Source organism: Bacillus sp. S71 (genome assembly GCF_016625265.1).
In the GTDB taxonomy this organism is placed as follows: domain Bacteria; phylum Bacillota; class Bacilli; order Bacillales; family Bacillaceae_G; genus Bacillus_A; species Bacillus_A cereus.
Genome location: NZ_JACVUW010000004.1, coordinates 163,495 through 179,980, shown reverse-complemented (window position 1 = coordinate 179,980; position 16,486 = coordinate 163,495). Strand labels below are relative to the sequence as shown.

Genomic DNA, 16,486 nt, shown 5'->3' with positions numbered 1-16,486 from the left:
TATACTTATATAAAATAAATACTACCTCTTTTCACAAAATCAGTAAATTAAAAAAAGGATGCTTTTATACAAAAGTATCCTTTTTCGTCCCTTATCTATTTAATATGAAATTTACTAAAAGTAAATCCTAGTTTCTCCACATAATCCATTCCTAGTTCCATACGCGCTGTTTTCAGCGGATCCACAACTTGGCAAACTTTTAAATTACCTGCTGCCGATAATAAAAGCGTTGCATCAGCTTTAGACATTGCTAATTCTTCATGTAAAAATGTCACCATATTACGTACAGCACGATTTGCTGCATCATCTAACAATTTCTCTGAAGCAATCGTCATTATTTTTTCTTTTTGAATAGCCATTGGTAATGGCCATTGTTTTCCTTTTATCGTTTGAACTGTTACAGTTACCTCACCAGCAACCTCTACACCACTAACACCAATTTCCCCATCACCCATTGCTGCGTGTAAATCACCTAACGCTAATAGTGCCCCTGGGACATTAACTGGTAGTAGTAATGTTGTTCCTTCTTTAATTTCTTTACAGTCCATATTCCCGCCATGATCATGCGGTGTGCCACATGAAATGCTCTCTTCTTTCGGTGCAGTACCAATTACCCCAATCATTGGATTAATCGGGATTTGTAGTTCACTTAAAAACAAAACATATTCATTATGTATTGGGACAATTTTCACTGTATTTTCATTTAACTCATCACCCATTACACCAAGGTTTGCACCTGTAGTTAAAACGCCCTGCTCTGCAATTTCAATTTTTTCAATCGTTACGACTAATATATCGCCAGGTTCTGCTCCTTTAACATATACAGGTCCAGTCGCTGGATTAATTCGGTTCCAATCTAATTCTTGTAACACAACATCTTCAGAATCGATTTGATTTTCAAAGCAATCATATGTTTCAAATACAAGACTGCTCCCAATTTCTACTTCCATACACGGCTTATTTTCTGGTGACATTGAGTAAATGATATGGTCTTTATGAATTCGATACATAATACCTCTCCCTTTTATATTAATCTACTATTACTAATTAGCTTTTTTTATACAAGCTCCTCTTAAAATTAAATGTTATTTTTATGTAAAAAAGCACGCAGATTGTTTTATAACATACACTCTTTACTATAACAGAAAGGTGGTATCACTATGCCCCTTATTCCATACAACGAAAGTGATGTTGATTTGCTAGCTCGATTAATTCGTGCTGAAGCTGAAGGCGAAGGTCGCCAAGGTGAGGAGTTAGTTGGATGCGTTGTAGTAAACCGTGTATTTTGTGATTGCTTAGATTTTAAACAACTCCGTACCGTACGAGACGCTGTATATCAAAGCCCCGGCGGATTTGAAGCAGTACAATATGGATATTTTTATCAACGCGCTCGTGAATCAGAAAAAGAAATCGCACGAAAAGTTTTACAAGGTCAATGGCGCTGGCCTGCACGATGGGCTCTTTGGTATTTCCGTCCAGTTGGAGCTTGTCCGCCTGAATGGTATAATCAGCCATTTGTAGGACAGTTTAAAAGCCATTGTTTTTATGAACCAAGTGGTGATGAATGTCCGAAAATGTATTCACGATAGTAAAATTTGCAACGCAAGTACTTAGAAATTTTGGTACTTGCGTTGCTTTTAACTGTGTTTTAGAAATCTAATAGTGTGATGAAATTTTCTATGCCTACTACATGTATTAATAATGGTATACGAGGACCATTTGATTGATTCATAATGAGCTTATATATAATAGTGAATAATTGTTTTTGATTTTCTTTCATTATTTTTTTATTTTCATGATGACAAATCGCATATAATTGCTCCATTAAGTTAGAGTAATCTTTATTAGAACGAAGTATTTTACAAACTTCTACTAGCCATTCTTTCTGCCTTTCATCTAATGTATAGTAAAACTCTGCATTTTTCTCCTCATTTACCGCGATTAATTTTTCAGATTGAAAGTTTCTTATCCAATACTCTGCGCGATTACTTATCGCTCTCATTTCATCTAATGCATAGCTCCTATCTATTTTCTTTAATATCCCCTGTAAAATAGTTGAATCAAAATTTAATAATGGTAACGTTCCTGCTACTTGATTAAATTTCGGATATTCTTTAAACTCGCTATCAACTTTAGAGATTTTAATTGCATTAAATAAATCTTCATTTTTGAGCGTTTTATTTTCATAACTATCTTTCAATCGTTCATACTCTGTATAATTACGAATCACATCTTCATCCAACCCAATATGAAAAGCAGCGCCTGGTTTGTATTTTGCAAACATAAAGAGAATTACTTCTGGTATATACACTTTCAATATATCGCTTGGTGTAATACTATTCCCTGAAGAACTAGACATTTTTTCATGATTCCCTTTAATACCAATAAAATCGTAAGAAACATAATGAGGCGCTTCTCGATTGAATATTTTCCTTGCAATTTCTTTTGATACATTATAACTACCCGTTTCTGATGAATGATCTCTACCGCCCGGTTCAAAAACAACATCCTCTATCATCCATCTCATCGGCCAATCGATTTTCCAATTCAATTTCATTTTTTTTGTATTTAATACGGATAACTCTTTTTCATTTCCGCATTCACATTCATACCGGACTGTTTTTAATACTTCATTAAAATGTGTAATAGTTGTTGTATCTTTTCCGCACCTCTCACAATATAATGTAGCTGGATAAAAGCTCTCTCGCTCTTCTTCACTACACTCTCCAGTTTTAAAATCCATTAAAATATCATATATTTCTTTTCGTTTATACAAAGCCTCTAAAATATTATCATTATACCTTCCACTTCTATATTCATCATGTTGATAAATAAATTCTACTTCAATTCCAAATGCTTGAAGCGATTTTTCAAACTCTTTTTCAAAATGCTCCGCATACGAGTTATGACATCCATACGGATCTGGAATATCACAGTATGGCATACCAATATACTTTGCAAAAGATGGATCAATATTTTTTGGAACTTTTCTAAACCTATCATAATCATCCCACGAAAATATAAAACGAGTCTTTTTCCCTAAATCTTGAAGTGCTCTTACTACGAAATAAGTCGTTACGATTTCACGAAAGTTCCCAATATGAACAGAACCTGACGGACTAATTCCAGATGCACAAACAAACATTTCTTTATTTGGATGTTCCCTAATTAATTCATGTGCTACTTCATACGCCCAATGCATATATTACTCACCTCAATTATTTTTCGTTTCTCATTTCCAGTTTTATGCAACAAAAAAACTCCCACCCCCAAGATTATTCATCTTGAGGACGAGAGTTGTTAGCTTCGCGGTACCACCTCAGTTTGTTAATATGTCACCATATTAACCTCTTCAGGTACGGCAAAATATGCTTATACCCTATCTCTATAACGGGAGAACCCGTCGCACCATCCCTAAATAAATTAGTTCCTTGCGCAGCTCCAAGTCTTTTTTCATTAAGATGTATACCGCTCTTTCTCAGCTACCAGAGCTCTCTGTACGTATTCTTTCTTAACTACTCTTCTATGCCTTAAATATTAGTTTTTTAATATGATAATTTATAACACTTTTATTGTCAAACTTTTCCGAATCGAAATCGTAAAATTATCTAAAAAAATTCTTTATCGCTTCTAATTGAATTTTGTGGCTACACTCATCACAACAATATGCCCCTTTTGGTTTCTCTTTAAATCGCTTATATTTTTCACTACCTTCGTAAACACGAAATATATTCTTACAAGAAAAGCAAACAATCTCATAAAACATCATATGCATTTTCCTCTCCGTGTTTATAAACCTTTTAATCACTTGAGAAGATTAGTTTTCTAGAGCACAAATCATAATATCCTCTGACTAAAAGGTTTACCTCTATTCTTATCGAATTATATTAATATCTTATAACGCGAGGTGAACATCTTGTTCAGTAATATAGACTTAGTTTTAAATGTTAAAGCAAGTTTAGCTGAAGGACCATGTTGGAATGAAAAAAAGCAACTTTTATATTGGGTTGATATTATGGAGAAAAAATTATGCATATATAATCCTACTACCAATACGAACCGAGTAATCGCTCTCAATCAACAAATTGGCTGTGTTGTTCCATATTTAGAGGACAAATTACTCTTAGCTATGGAAAACGGCTTTTATTCTATTAATGTAAATACAGAAAAACTGACACATATTTTTGACCCCGAACCTCATTTAATAGAAAATCGTTTTAATGATGGAAAATGTGATCCAGCTGGTCGTTTCTGGGCAGGTACTACAGATACATACGGTATGAATGCTGCAGGTTCCTTATATTGTTTACATAATAATTTGAGTGTAAAGAAAAAAGTTTCACATGTAAATACTTCAAACGGAATCGCTTGGTCACCTGATCATACATACCTTTACTTTATAGATACACCTACTAAAAAAGTGGTTCGCTATCAATATAATATACGTACTGGAGACATTCATAATCCAAGTGATGTAATCATTTTCTCTGAAAATGATGGTCTACCTGATGGTATGACAATTGACGAAGAAGGTTGTTTATGGATTGCACATTGGGGAGGTTCAAAAATAACTAGATGGAATCCCTCTACTGGAGAACAAATATTAAGTATTCCAATTCCTGCGTTATATGTAACATCATGTACATTTGGTGGGCCTAACTTAACTGATTTATATGTTACAACAGCCAGAACAAGAATGACGGATGACGAATTAAAAGAGTATCCACATGCTGGTGGTATTTTTCGAATTCAAACAAATGTTAAAGGCTGCCCCACCTATTCATTTTGTAATAAAAATATTGGAGCTGAAACAATATGAACCGTATCGATTACATAAGACAAGAAGAAAAGAAATATCACGACCTTTGCTATGAACAATATAAACTGTTTGAAGCTGGCTCTTGGCTTTTCAAACCAGTTAAAACGGTTATGGACTTGATGAACCACTTTGACGGACAAAACAACTTGCAAGTACTTGACCTTGGCTCTGGCGTTGGGAGAAATAGCATTCCAATTGCAAAAAAAATAAAAAATACTAGCGGCACCGTTACATGTGTTGATTTACTTAATTCCGCTTTAACAAAGCTACAAATTTATAGCAAAGAACATGACGTATTCGAGGTTATAAAAACAGAAGAAGCAGCAATTGAAAACTATTATATTGACTCTAACGCTTATGATTATATCGTTGCAGTATCAAGTTTAGAACATGTCAGATCAGAAGAAGATTTTAAAAATGTACTCCACTCTATGAAAAGAGGTACAAAAAACGGCGGTATTAATTGTTTAATTATTAACTCTAACATACAAGAAATTGATTCAATAACGAATGAAGAATTAGAAGCTTTAATTGAAATTAATCTTTCAACCGAAGAAATGATAAGTACTTTAAAAAGCATTTATAAAGAATGGAAAGAACTAAAAGTTGAAATAAAAGAATTAGCTTATGATATTGTTCGAAATGAAAGACACATTCAATTAAAAACAAATGCCATTACATTTGTCGTTCAGAAATAATACTATAAAAAGTAAGGATATTTCCTCATATATTCATAGGAATACCCTTACCTTTTATTTTCATAAAATTATTTTGTTATTAGTTTTCGCATCATTTAAAATATAATTTTCATTCGACATACTACTCAGCTATTAATTGAATTCATTAACTGGAAGAAATATTCTGCTTCATGAGTCTCATTCAATTTATACCATGAATGAAGTGTATCCGGCGCAAATACATCTAATTTTTTCAGTACTTCCATGGCAAATTCTAGAGGCGCTACACCCGATGCAGTAATAAGGTTTCTACTAGACGCTACAGGTCCCACTTCATAAAAATTTTCTCCTTTATAAGTAGGACAAACCATTTTCATATACTCTAAACTATTACTTGTGTGATTTATAGAATCCAAATAACCGTAATTTGCAAGACCTATAGTTGCACCGCAAATTGCTGCTACAATTGTACCAAGTTTTAAAGCTTCACCAACTGTTTTCAAAATAGGTTTATGTATTTCTTCACTCCAAGTATTCCCTCCAGGTAAAATTAATAGATCGTTACTCTCAAGGATACATTCATCTAGGGAAATATCCGGCTTTATATTCAAGCCCCCCATTGAAATAATCGTTTCTTTATTTATTCCAACTGTTACTACTTTAAAAGGCGCTACATCTTTTTTGAAATATCTCCCTGTATTAAGTTCAGCAATTAAATGTCCGTACTCCCAATCGGACATCGTGTCAAATATATATAGATAGGCTTTTCTTGTTTGCATTCAATAACACTCCATTCATAACTAATATCGTTAAACATCAAATTACAATTCCTTTTAAAAGAGCTTAAATAAGTCGGTTCATTTATAACCAAATTCATTTTTTCTAAAAAATAATTTATCTATTATTTATAATTGCTTGTCGAGCTGTTTCTTTATCATCAAAATGAATCGTTTTATCTTTTAAAATTTGATACGTTTCATGTCCCTTGCCTGCAATTAACACAATATCATTAGCAGATGCCATTTTTATTGCATGATTTATAGCAAGCTCACGATTAACTTCTACTCTATATTTCAAATTATTATTCTTTGAAAATCCTTTTTCAATATCTTTAATTATTATTTGCGGGTCTTCCGAACGTGGATTATCAGAAGTAATATAAACAAAATCGCTATAACTCTCAGCAACTTCACCCATTATAGGTCGTTTTTTCACATCCCTATTTCCTCCGCAACCAAAAACAGTAATAATTTTCCCCTTTGAAAACTCGCTAATTGTAGAAAGAACATTTTCTAACGCATCAGGTGTATGAGCATAGTCCACTATTACAAGAAAATCCTGATTTTCATCTATAATTTCCATTCTACCTTCAATGCTCTTTAAGTTAGATAAGCTATCACTAATGTTTGTAAGCGGAATACCTTCAACTAATGCAGCTGTTATTGCTGCTAATGCATTATAGACATTAAAGCGGCCTACCAAATTTAGATTAATTTCTATTTCTCCATTAAAGGAAGAAACTAAAAACTGAATTCCTTTTGAACTTAAAGTGATGCTCTTCGCTTGAACATCTGCTCCATTATGTATCCCATATGTAATCACTTCAGCTGAAGTAATTTTTTTAAAGTATTCTACCGATGGATCGTCTGCATTCAAAACAGCTATTTTTTTATCTGTAGTAGATAAATCATTTCCTAATCTTGCAAAAAGAAGACCTTTTACATGCTTATATTCATCAAATGTTCCATGATAATCCAAATGATCTTGCGTTAAATTTGTGAAAACAGCTATTTTAAAATTACACCCTTTAACTCTTTCCATATGTAAACCTTGTGACGTAACTTCCATAACACAATAATCTGCATTTTGATTTTTCATCATTTGCAAATTCCGTTGAAGTGTTGGAGGTTCTTGCGTATTAATATCAGTAGGATACCATTTTGAACCAACTTTGATTCCGTTATTCCCCATAAGCCCTGTTTGGAATCCATAATCAGTTAAAATTTTTTCAAGTAAATATGAAGTAGTTGTTTTACCATTTGTTCCTGTAATTCCAATTAGCTTCATTTTATTAGATGGGTAACCATAGAAGTGTGAAGCAATAACTGCCATAGCGTACCTTGCATCTTTAACAATTATTTTAGGTATTTCAATATTTACATCTCTTTCTACAATTAATGCTACAGCGCCATTTTTCACTGCATCTTTAACAAACTGATGCCGATCTTCAAGAAAACCATCAATACCTGATACACATATAAATAAATTTCCACTAGTTATCTTTCTGGAATCCATTTCCAATCCTGTAATTTCTACATTCATATCGCCAATAGTCTCTTTAACCAATAACAAATTCGCCAGCTCTTTTAGTTTCAAATCCCCCGCCCCCTTACACATTCCCCCTATTTATTTTACCACTTTATATAAAATAATGGTTTAAAATCCCATATTAGTTGAACGAAATTTATTCATCTTAAATAAACAAAAAAATAAAAGAGCACTTGTTTCCGCAAGTGCTCTTTTGGGGATTTTGAGATACCCTATTAACGAAAGTTAAGGTTACTTAAAGTTAAAAGGTATTTCTATTATATGCTTGTCCTTTTTATTTGTGCATAATCAATATATAAACATCTTTAATCATTCTTAATAACTTTTAGTTATCGTTCTTTCTTACATTTTATCATTAAGAAATTGATTGAAGGTTTATTTGCCATGTTCTTATTTGGTTCATCAATTTCCGAAACTTGTACTAATCCATATTGATTAAAATCTTTTTTTATAGATTCAGAATCATAGAAGAACATTTTTACACCTTCCATTATCTCATAATAATCTTTATCCAACTGTTTTCCTTTTCCGTACATGGGAGCTTTTTTAGAAACAGTTGTAAAAACCATATATCCGCCTGGTTTTAACTGATTATAACAATCTTCAATAAATTTCTCTCTTTCCTGTTCATTCAACAAATGAAGAAGTGCATGACTAAATATCCCATCATACAGTTTATTATCAAAAGGCATTTCGTTTACTGAACCGTGATACATACTAACATCTTCTAGTCCGTTTTCTCTTGCTAAATCGATCGCTGTTTTCGAAATTTCAATACCTGTTACATTTATACTATTTTCGATAAATACCTTTGCGTTTCTACCATATCCAATACCGGGAACTAATATGTCCTTAATGTTCTTTTCTAGAAAAAAATCTTTTGTCAAAATTGCAGATTCTGTAGGCTCAAATCCCCACATCGTTTGTTTTTCGATAAAACTTGATTCCCAAAATTCCATTATGTATCTATCTCCTTATTTTCAATCCATTTTTAGTATCACATTAAAAACTTATAAATTTTAACGCTGCGTCTACCTATGCCAAATTAATTTTTTACCACATTCACTTTAGGTCCATTGAATATAGCATAATTATAAGTCTATATCTATTATAATGATTGGTTTAAAATCCACCCTATTTTATTAATCCCTACGTTTGTAAAAAAATAAAAAAGCCAATACTTCCGTTGTAGTATTGGCTTTTCTCGAAAGAAATTATCTTTTTGTATTGTACTGATTTATTACTTTTTCTAACACTTCTAAAGTTATTGGTTGAGCTTTCTCTATTAGTTGATAACCAATACGCCCATTCGGTTCCGCTGTAACTTGCTGTAAACTCTTCACATCATGAATCCCTTTTTCTCTTAATTGCATATAAAGTTGTTGTTCCGACATTTTTGCCTGCATCAAATTCTCTTTTACAATCTCTCCGTTTTCAACAATTATAATGCTACTTCCATTTAGGAATTGTTCCACCTTCCTTGATTTCAATTCAAAGAAATGAATGGTAAGTAGTATGCTTGCAAATATGATAGCTGCAAATAGAGATGGGACTACTTTTCTACTTAATACAGGTTCTACAATAATACGGCCAATTGAAACAACTATAATTATTTCAGCTCTTGTCATTTGGCTGACAGATGTACTACCTGTCATTTTCAAAACAATTATTCCAGTAAGAGTTAATATAATACTTTCCCAAATTACATTCATAATAACCCAATCCTTTAATGGTGAATATTACTACCATTCCCATTAAAGGTGTATTTTACTTACCTATCAAGTTGTTAAACCCTTCAGACCATGATGGAAATAAAGGTGTCCATCCATACTCTTTACGTGCCTTATTATTTGAAGCTCCTCTTTCCCAACTATTTTTCCCATCTTGAACTTTAGGCTTAGGTGCCCCTATCGCTGCTGCATATATTGGTAACCATTCTTTACTAGTTGCTGGATAATTATCTACAATATTTACGATTCCTGAAGGCCAATTAAGGGCTAGCATAGTAGCTCTTGCAGCATCTTCAACATGTATAAACGAGCTTATCTCGTCTGATGCGATAATTTCATTATTACGAACTTGATTTGCTATTAATCCGTTTTCCGCATACCATGTTCCTGGTCCGTATAATGTGCCGTAACGAAGTATAACCGATTCAGGTAACTCAGTAACAGCTTCTTCTAATTTCAATATGCCATTAACAGTGACTTGCCGAGGCATAGAAGCAGTAATATGTAGTGAGTCTTTTTCAGTCGCAAATGTCTCCCCTGGTTCATACGCCCATGAAATACTTTGAGCGATTATTTTCTGTACCCCTACATTCTTAGCGGCATCGACAAGGTTACGAGTGCCTTTTGTTCTAATTTTTTGCATTATCCTCAAAATTCCATGAAGACAATGACGTTAATTGATGAATAACTACATCGGGATTTGTTTCTTCTAATACAGAAAACACAGCCTTTCTATTAAATACATCAGCTATTACTGGTATGGCACCAATCTTTTTCATTGCTTCTACTTGCGAAGTATTACGAATCATCGCAAACACCGTATGCCCATTTTTTATTAACATTGGCAATAAAGAACGTCCTATTACACCAGTTGCACCTGCTACAAATATTTTCATATATGTTCCTCCTCATTTAGTAATCATAAATGTGACGAAACATTTGTTAGGTATGTGACAAATATTTGCTCAATTATTTCGTTATTCATATGAAACATATACTTTTAATGGCTTAATTATCCCTAAACTCAATTCATCAAAGCATTGTATGAGTGAAGTATAATGTATTTCATATTGAAAGATTTCTTCTATAAATGGTGTTTGTGCTATTTCTTTAAAAAACCAATCTGCATGTTTTTGATAATCGTATCCGTCACTTGATCCAATGATTTGCAATTCTTTCTGATAAAATTTGGCGGTTAATGTTAATTCTTCTATATTACCATCAGACAGTATACATATTTTACCATTAGTTTTGAGAGCTTTTTGCAAAGTATGGAACCCACTATTTGTAGCAGAACATTCGAAACCATAATTATATGTTTCTATTATTTTCTCTTCTGAATCATATATGTTTTTCGCACCAAACTTCTTTGCGAAATCTCTTCTATTTTTATTAGGCTCAACAACATCCACGTGCTCAACGCCTACATAGTATTTTAAGAAATGACAAGCGAGTAAACCAATAACTCCCATTCCAGTTATAAGTACTTTTTCATCCTGTCGCGGGTTTAGTTTCAATACCCCTTTAGCGGCATCACACGAAAGAATAGATAATAAAGCAACTTTAGGTTGTATAGAACTAGGCACTCGAATTACTTTATAACCCTTAACTATCCCTATCGTTTCATGTCCATAAAAAGAAACTACTTTATCGCCTACGTTTACATGTGTTACTTTATTACCAACTTGAATCACTTCACCATAACTTTCATATCCAGTTTTTCTTGGATAAAAAGGATTCGTATCTGTAACATCGGATCCATTATACTGTGGTAACTCGGCCCCAATGCTTATCGCTCCTGCGATTGTTTTAACGATAATTTCATCGTCCTGTATGTCCTTAATTTCATTTGTTTCCCACTCAAGTTGTTTAGGCCCTTTTAAAAATAACTTATAATGTTCCATTCGTATCCTCTCACTTTATAAAAATATATTCTCACTAAATTTCAAAAAATGTATAATAGATTCATCCAAAATTAAAGCTATAGCGTTGGCTAGCACCCAACAGTGATAACATGATAATTGAATTTGATGGATATGGAATAAACGAGTATGTTATTGGCCGTAACTGTTCTATTAACGAATTAATAACGATGTATTTAAATGTAAAAAATGAAGAGATATCTAATGAGGATCTGCTAAGCTTATTTTGTGTACGCTATCATTACAAAAAAATTCCAAAGTTACTACAAGAGGACGTCATAAGCAATGTTGTCATTGATTTAGATACGGACTATATTTATATCCCAAATAGATAACAGTAAACTAGATTGAATGATTAGTATTTACGATTCAGCTAAGTGTTTAATAAAATAAGTAATTGCCCAAATTAATGTCGCAAATTGAGTGACAAAATACATTGTCCATTCAAATCCAGTCAATTTTCTCTCTCGTTTAACCTTCTTTAAGTATCTGTAAAATATGAATGTACTTAAAAACATAAGTAACAATGATAATTGCTGTAAATCATCGACTATGCGTACCGCCATAAACTCCATCACCCTCCTATTCAAAATAAAAGCTATACTTTAAGAATATCATTAATTGGTAGTTTATTCCCATTTTAAATACTTATGTCATAAATAAAAAGAGCACTCAGCTATTGAGTGCTCTAAAAAATATTAATTTAACTCATTTTCCTTGTAATGGTTACATGTAATTCCCCTTACTTTTTATAACTCAGTTCTATTACTTCTGGTATATACTTACTATCATATTTTCTCGTATAGATTTCTCCATCTGGAGTAACTAATTGTAAAACAATCACACCACAAACCCCATCTAGTATTTCAAATTCACCTTGTGCATTTGAAATACTGCGTTCCTTACTTTCAATTGAATCTTCATATATTTTCACATTAAATATAGGTTCGTTATTTTGATCTACGATAATACCTCTTGAATACTTAGCAACTGCTATGCATTGATCCTCTTTTTTATAATATTTAGTCACAACCATTACTCCAATTATTATAGTGATACATACAAACAAGAGAATGATTTTGCGCCTCACAACAAACCTCCTAATTCAAATTATTCTTTTTTGAACTGAAAATTCAACTGTCCTGATTGTTTGATTTCCTCAATTACTTTACGAATACCTTCTTCAATCTTATCTTCTTTTACATTCGAAACATTTAATTTTAATAGTTTTTCTTTAGGAAAATCCCTCATATAATTCTTATCAATAGTATCGACACTTATTTGAATGTCACCTAATTTTTGTATAAGTGTGTCTGTAACTGTGTTTTTCTGCATTTCTAAACAAGTGTGTATTCCAAATGTGTTTTGTCTATTATATGTAAATAATGATGGATTTTCATTTTGCACTTTTTCTAATGTTTTTGCTAGTTTTATCGATCTATTGTAGTAGGAAGAATTAATTTTACTTTTATGACGTTCAAACATCCCGCTCTTTATATAAATTTCTAAAGCCGCTTGAGAAATCATCGGACTATCAATATCTAGTATCTTTTTGTATGTATAGAAAGCATTTGCAATGGATGGTGGGATGACCGCAACTCCAACCCGTAAACCAGGAAAAATAATCTTAGAATAACTTTTCAAATATATGACATGACTACAATTATCCAAGCTATATAACGGATCTGCTTTTGAATCAGTTTCTAAATCTGCTAAATAATCATCTTCCACTATAAATACATTGTATTTCTTAGCCAGTAATACGATTTTTTCTTTCTCATCTTTAGAATAAGAAGTTCCAAGCGGATGATGATATCTCGGTATCGTATAAAAGAATTTTATTTTTCCAGTTTGAAATATTTGCTCCAATTCATTCAAATCGATACCTTCATTCGTACGTTTAATACCGATTACAGGAACTTTATTTATTTCTAGATAATCAATATATAGATGATATGTTGGCTGTTCAATTAATATGGTTTCATTTCCATTCGGAAATGGTATAGAAGTTAATATAGCAAGCGCCTGCTGAACACCTGACGTTATAAAAATATTTTCTTCTTTTGTAAAGACTTGATAATTTGCTAGTTGTTTTTGAATAACTGGTATTAAAGATGGTAACCCTTTCGGCGTTCCATATACAAACAAATCATTTTTATACGTATCAATAGCCTTATTAATACAATGTTGAAAATCTAAATACGGAAAAACATCTGGATCTGGTGCTGAAGAGGCAAAGTCAATTATCTCATTATTTTCTATCGTACTCCCTGATTTCTTAACAACGTAGTATCCACTTTGAGGGACAGAATATATAATGTGACGCTTTTCTAATTCATGAAGCGCACGTATAACTGTTGCCTTATTACATTCATATTGCGTAACGAGTGACCGTATAGACGGTAATTTCTTCCCTTCTTTTATTTCTCCATTTTGAATCATATTTTCTATGTCGTTTAAAATATTTAAATACTTATACATCTTACACCTCCTTCAGTAATTCTACATTTAATTATATCGATTTTTCATTCGTATAGCATTCATTCCTCAATTAGTTAATTTTCCGATCATCTATATCGTAAATCCCAATAGCATATGAATCATTTTCAATCCATTTCTTTACTGCTTCTGTTTTAAGTACACCTTCAACTTCTTTTTCTATTTTCTGTCCAAGTTCTCTCGCCCCTACTTCATCATCGCTAATCTTAGTTTTTATATCAATGGTAACAGGTTGATTCTTTATATAATTTATTTGCTGAATACTAAACCCTTCATATCCGTTTTTTCTGAATCCGTCATCAAATATATGTCCAAAAACTAACTCCCATCTATGTTCTGCATTTACAATCTCCTTGTTTCTTTGAGATACATTTACTTTATAGGACATAACGCCTTGAATTTGCAATCTTTTATTAATTTCTTTTTTTATTTCGTTAGCATTTTCGCTATCAGCAATCTCTAAATCTACTATCCTTTCTTTTTCATCTCTTATAGCGGCACTAAAAAAAGATTCCTCCTTTACCGCTGCTGTAGCAATATCCATCACTATAGACTCTTCACTTTTAGCATCTTCAATGTCATTCTCACAGGCACATAATAAAGCAAGTGGAAATAAAAATACAAGTAACTTCTTTCCCTTTCTCATGTAGCACCCCTCCATATATTTTCATTTACGATAAACTTTTTACTTTGATATATAAATACCTTCTTTAATTATTAAATTTAACATTATTTCACATTTCCCCCATTTAACAAAGGAATTACAATTAATAAATAGAATATCTCTATGAATAAATAAAAAGTGAGGGATATATAATGCAACGTGTAAATACGATTGATATTAGTAATGTACTACAATTGGAAAAAACTCTTTCGACTTTATTAAATAAAATGATTTCTTCAAAACTAGACCTTGAAAATTGGTTAAAAGAGCAGTCAAAAGTAATTTGGGACATCGAAGAACAATTAAGATCACATTACATCGCCTTTCAATGTAATACGGATGATGAAGAAATAAAGGATACTTTTGAACATGATCAACAATTTGTAAAGCCACTTTTAAAGCGGTACCAAAATTTATTGGATAATAAATATTTAGAGTCACCTTTTCGAATGGAATTAGATTCTAACGTATATGGTTTATTAGATACAAAAATAAAAAATGCTCAAAAGTTATTTTGTGAGGAAAATATCGAATTAGAAATACAGGAAGACAAATTAGTCACAGAGTACTTTGAAATCACTGGAGGATTAAGTGGAATTTGGGACGGAGAAGAAAAAACGATAACAGAATTACAATCCTATTTACAAGATTCGAATCGTGACACCCGTAAAAAGGCAAAAACCATTATTTCTGAACAATTTTTATCTGTTGAAAAAGAACTCCAAAACATATTAAATCAATTAATTGAAATTCGCCATCAAAAAGCAAAAAATATTCAACTAGAGAATTATCGCGATTATATGTTCAAAAAATACGAGCGTTTTGATTATTCAGCGATAGATTGCTATGAACTAGCTGAATCCATACGTAAGTATGTTGTGCCTCTTAAAGATAAAATATTGCTAGAGAAACAAGAAAAACTGCAAGTGGATACGCTTCGCCCATGGGATGTATCAGCTGTAACTCCAGATCAAAAAGTACTTAAACCTATTGCAAATGAAAATGATTTAATTGAAAAGAGCACTCATATCTTTAATAAACTAGATGTTGAATTTTCAGCACTTTTAAACCGAATGTATAAACACAATTGTCTCGATTTAACAAGCCGCAAAGGAAAAGCAGCTGGTGGCTTTTGTGAGTACTTACCAGCTTCACAATTATCTTATATTTTTATGAACTTAAATTATACACAAGATGATATTGTCACTTTTATACATGAAATGGGTCATAGTATTCATAACGAACTCATAAAACCATTAAAATTACGACAGTATATAGAAATTCCAGCTGAAACAGCTGAACTAGCCAGTATGACAATGGAGTTATTCTCGCTTAATTATTGGGATACCTTCTATACAGACAAAAAAGATTTAAAACAAGCAAAAATTAACTTCTTTAAAGATGTTATTTCATATTTACCTGTTATGCTTATTGTCGATCAATTTCAACACTGGCTGTATGAAAATCCAAGTCATACTTCTGAAGAAAGAAATGAAAAATACTTACAACTTCAAAAACATTATCAGTCTAGCGTCATACATATTGATGGCTACGAAAACTGGATAGCAACGAGTTGGTTACCTGTACTCCATATTTTTGAAGTACCATTTTATTATATTGAATATGCGATCGCCCAACTTGGTGCATTACAAATGTATAAACAATATAAAGAGGATCCTAAGCAAGCGCTAGAAAATTATAAAAAGGCATTATCACTAGGAAGCTCGCAATCTATAAAAGAAGTGTATGATGCAGCCGGTATTCGTTTTGATTTTTCTGGTGAAACAATTAAAGAACTAATGCTATTTGTAGAAAAAGAATTAGAATTACTTGAGCAATTATAAGAA

General features: G+C 32.1%; 17 protein-coding genes, 1 pseudogene and 1 other annotated feature. Of the genes and pseudogenes, 5 read left to right on the top strand and 13 right to left on the bottom strand.

The window, feature by feature from the left end; translation table 11 throughout:
• Window positions 1-95: 95 nt before the first annotated feature.
• Window positions 96-1,010 (bottom strand): acetamidase/formamidase family protein, encoded by a 915-nt coding sequence (locus IBT51_RS11090; protein ID WP_200458322.1) that lies wholly within the window; start codon window positions 1,008-1,010, stop codon window positions 96-98.
• A 150-nt stretch (window positions 1,011-1,160) separates the two neighbouring features.
• On the opposite strand from IBT51_RS11090, the gene IBT51_RS11085 reads away from it, so the two are divergent.
• Complete coding sequence (locus tag IBT51_RS11085; RefSeq protein ID WP_001128402.1) at window positions 1,161-1,589, top strand: cell wall hydrolase; 429 nt, start codon at window positions 1,161-1,163, stop codon at window positions 1,587-1,589.
• Between the two features lie 59 nt (window positions 1,590-1,648).
• On the opposite strand, the gene lysS is transcribed toward IBT51_RS11085, so the two are convergent.
• A complete protein-coding gene (gene lysS / locus IBT51_RS11080; RefSeq protein WP_200458323.1) occupies window positions 1,649-3,202 on the bottom strand; it encodes a lysine--tRNA ligase in 1,554 nt (517 codons plus the stop codon).
• Window positions 3,203-3,283: 81 nt separating this feature from the next.
• Window positions 3,284-3,535, bottom strand: a binding site (T-box leader).
• A 69-nt stretch (window positions 3,536-3,604) separates the two neighbouring features.
• Window positions 3,605-3,775 carry a DUF2197 domain-containing protein gene (locus tag IBT51_RS11075; protein WP_000551042.1) on the bottom strand — a complete coding sequence of 57 codons (171 nt, stop codon included), beginning with the start codon at window positions 3,773-3,775 and terminating at the stop codon, window positions 3,605-3,607.
• A gap of 141 nt (window positions 3,776-3,916) precedes the next feature.
• Here IBT51_RS11075 and IBT51_RS11070 point away from each other — a divergent pair, with 141 nt between their 5' ends.
• Together IBT51_RS11070 and IBT51_RS11065 are read left to right on the top strand one after the other, a co-directional pair.
• Window positions 3,917-4,819 carry an SMP-30/gluconolactonase/LRE family protein gene (locus IBT51_RS11070; protein WP_029442383.1) on the top strand — a complete coding sequence of 301 codons (903 nt, stop codon included), beginning with the start codon at window positions 3,917-3,919 and terminating at the stop codon, window positions 4,817-4,819.
• On the top strand, window positions 4,816-5,517 hold the full coding sequence (locus IBT51_RS11065; protein WP_200458324.1) for a class I SAM-dependent methyltransferase: 702 nt from the start codon (window positions 4,816-4,818) through the stop codon (window positions 5,515-5,517). Before IBT51_RS11070 ends, IBT51_RS11065 begins: the two co-directional genes overlap by 4 nt.
• A gap of 125 nt (window positions 5,518-5,642) precedes the next feature.
• Here the strand turns inward: IBT51_RS11065 and IBT51_RS11060 are convergent, their stop codons facing one another.
• The 6 genes and pseudogenes from IBT51_RS11060 to IBT51_RS11035 form a co-directional block, all read right to left on the bottom strand.
• Entirely contained in the window at window positions 5,643-6,275 is a 633-nt protein-coding gene (locus IBT51_RS11060) for a type 1 glutamine amidotransferase family protein (protein WP_200458325.1), read from the bottom strand.
• Between the two features lie 115 nt (window positions 6,276-6,390).
• Complete coding sequence (locus tag IBT51_RS11055) at window positions 6,391-7,872, bottom strand: UDP-N-acetylmuramoyl-L-alanyl-D-glutamate--2,6-diaminopimelate ligase (RefSeq protein WP_088022350.1); 1,482 nt, start codon at window positions 7,870-7,872, stop codon at window positions 6,391-6,393.
• 281 nt (window positions 7,873-8,153) lie between these two features.
• Window positions 8,154-8,783: a class I SAM-dependent methyltransferase gene (locus tag IBT51_RS11050; RefSeq protein ID WP_088022352.1), complete on the bottom strand. Its 630-nt coding sequence runs from the start codon at window positions 8,781-8,783 to the stop codon at window positions 8,154-8,156.
• A gap of 255 nt (window positions 8,784-9,038) precedes the next feature.
• Entirely contained in the window at window positions 9,039-9,536 is a 498-nt protein-coding gene (locus IBT51_RS11045; RefSeq protein WP_200458326.1) for a DUF421 domain-containing protein, read from the bottom strand.
• Window positions 9,537-9,591: 55 nt separating this feature from the next.
• Window positions 9,592-10,450: pseudogene (locus IBT51_RS11040) on the bottom strand (NAD-dependent epimerase/dehydratase family protein).
• A gap of 81 nt (window positions 10,451-10,531) precedes the next feature.
• Window positions 10,532-11,458 carry a zinc-dependent alcohol dehydrogenase gene (locus tag IBT51_RS11035; RefSeq protein WP_200458327.1) on the bottom strand — a complete coding sequence of 309 codons (927 nt, stop codon included), beginning with the start codon at window positions 11,456-11,458 and terminating at the stop codon, window positions 10,532-10,534.
• Between the two features lie 110 nt (window positions 11,459-11,568).
• On the opposite strand from IBT51_RS11035, the gene IBT51_RS11030 reads away from it, so the two are divergent.
• A complete protein-coding gene (locus IBT51_RS11030; RefSeq protein WP_048564712.1) occupies window positions 11,569-11,811 on the top strand; it encodes a hypothetical protein in 243 nt (80 codons plus the stop codon).
• A gap of 27 nt (window positions 11,812-11,838) precedes the next feature.
• Here IBT51_RS11030 and IBT51_RS11025 read toward each other — a convergent pair whose 3' ends face one another.
• The 4 genes from IBT51_RS11025 to IBT51_RS11010 all read right to left on the bottom strand — a co-directional run bounded on the left by IBT51_RS11025 (window position 11,839) and on the right by IBT51_RS11010 (window position 14,621).
• Complete coding sequence (locus tag IBT51_RS11025; protein WP_000290886.1) at window positions 11,839-12,042, bottom strand: hypothetical protein; 204 nt, start codon at window positions 12,040-12,042, stop codon at window positions 11,839-11,841.
• Between the two features lie 176 nt (window positions 12,043-12,218).
• Window positions 12,219-12,566, bottom strand: a complete 348-nt coding sequence (locus IBT51_RS11020; protein ID WP_200458328.1) for a carboxypeptidase regulatory-like domain-containing protein — start codon at window positions 12,564-12,566, stop codon at window positions 12,219-12,221.
• A gap of 20 nt (window positions 12,567-12,586) precedes the next feature.
• A complete protein-coding gene (locus IBT51_RS11015) occupies window positions 12,587-13,957 on the bottom strand; it encodes an aminotransferase-like domain-containing protein (RefSeq protein WP_200458329.1) in 1,371 nt (456 codons plus the stop codon).
• Between the two features lie 70 nt (window positions 13,958-14,027).
• Window positions 14,028-14,621 (bottom strand): DUF4030 domain-containing protein, encoded by a 594-nt coding sequence (locus IBT51_RS11010; RefSeq protein ID WP_016081530.1) that lies wholly within the window; start codon window positions 14,619-14,621, stop codon window positions 14,028-14,030.
• 170 nt (window positions 14,622-14,791) lie between these two features.
• Here IBT51_RS11010 and IBT51_RS11005 point away from each other — a divergent pair, with 170 nt between their 5' ends.
• Window positions 14,792-16,483, top strand: a complete 1,692-nt coding sequence (locus IBT51_RS11005; protein WP_078401758.1) for a M3 family oligoendopeptidase — start codon at window positions 14,792-14,794, stop codon at window positions 16,481-16,483.
• Window positions 16,484-16,486: the final 3 nt, after the last annotated feature.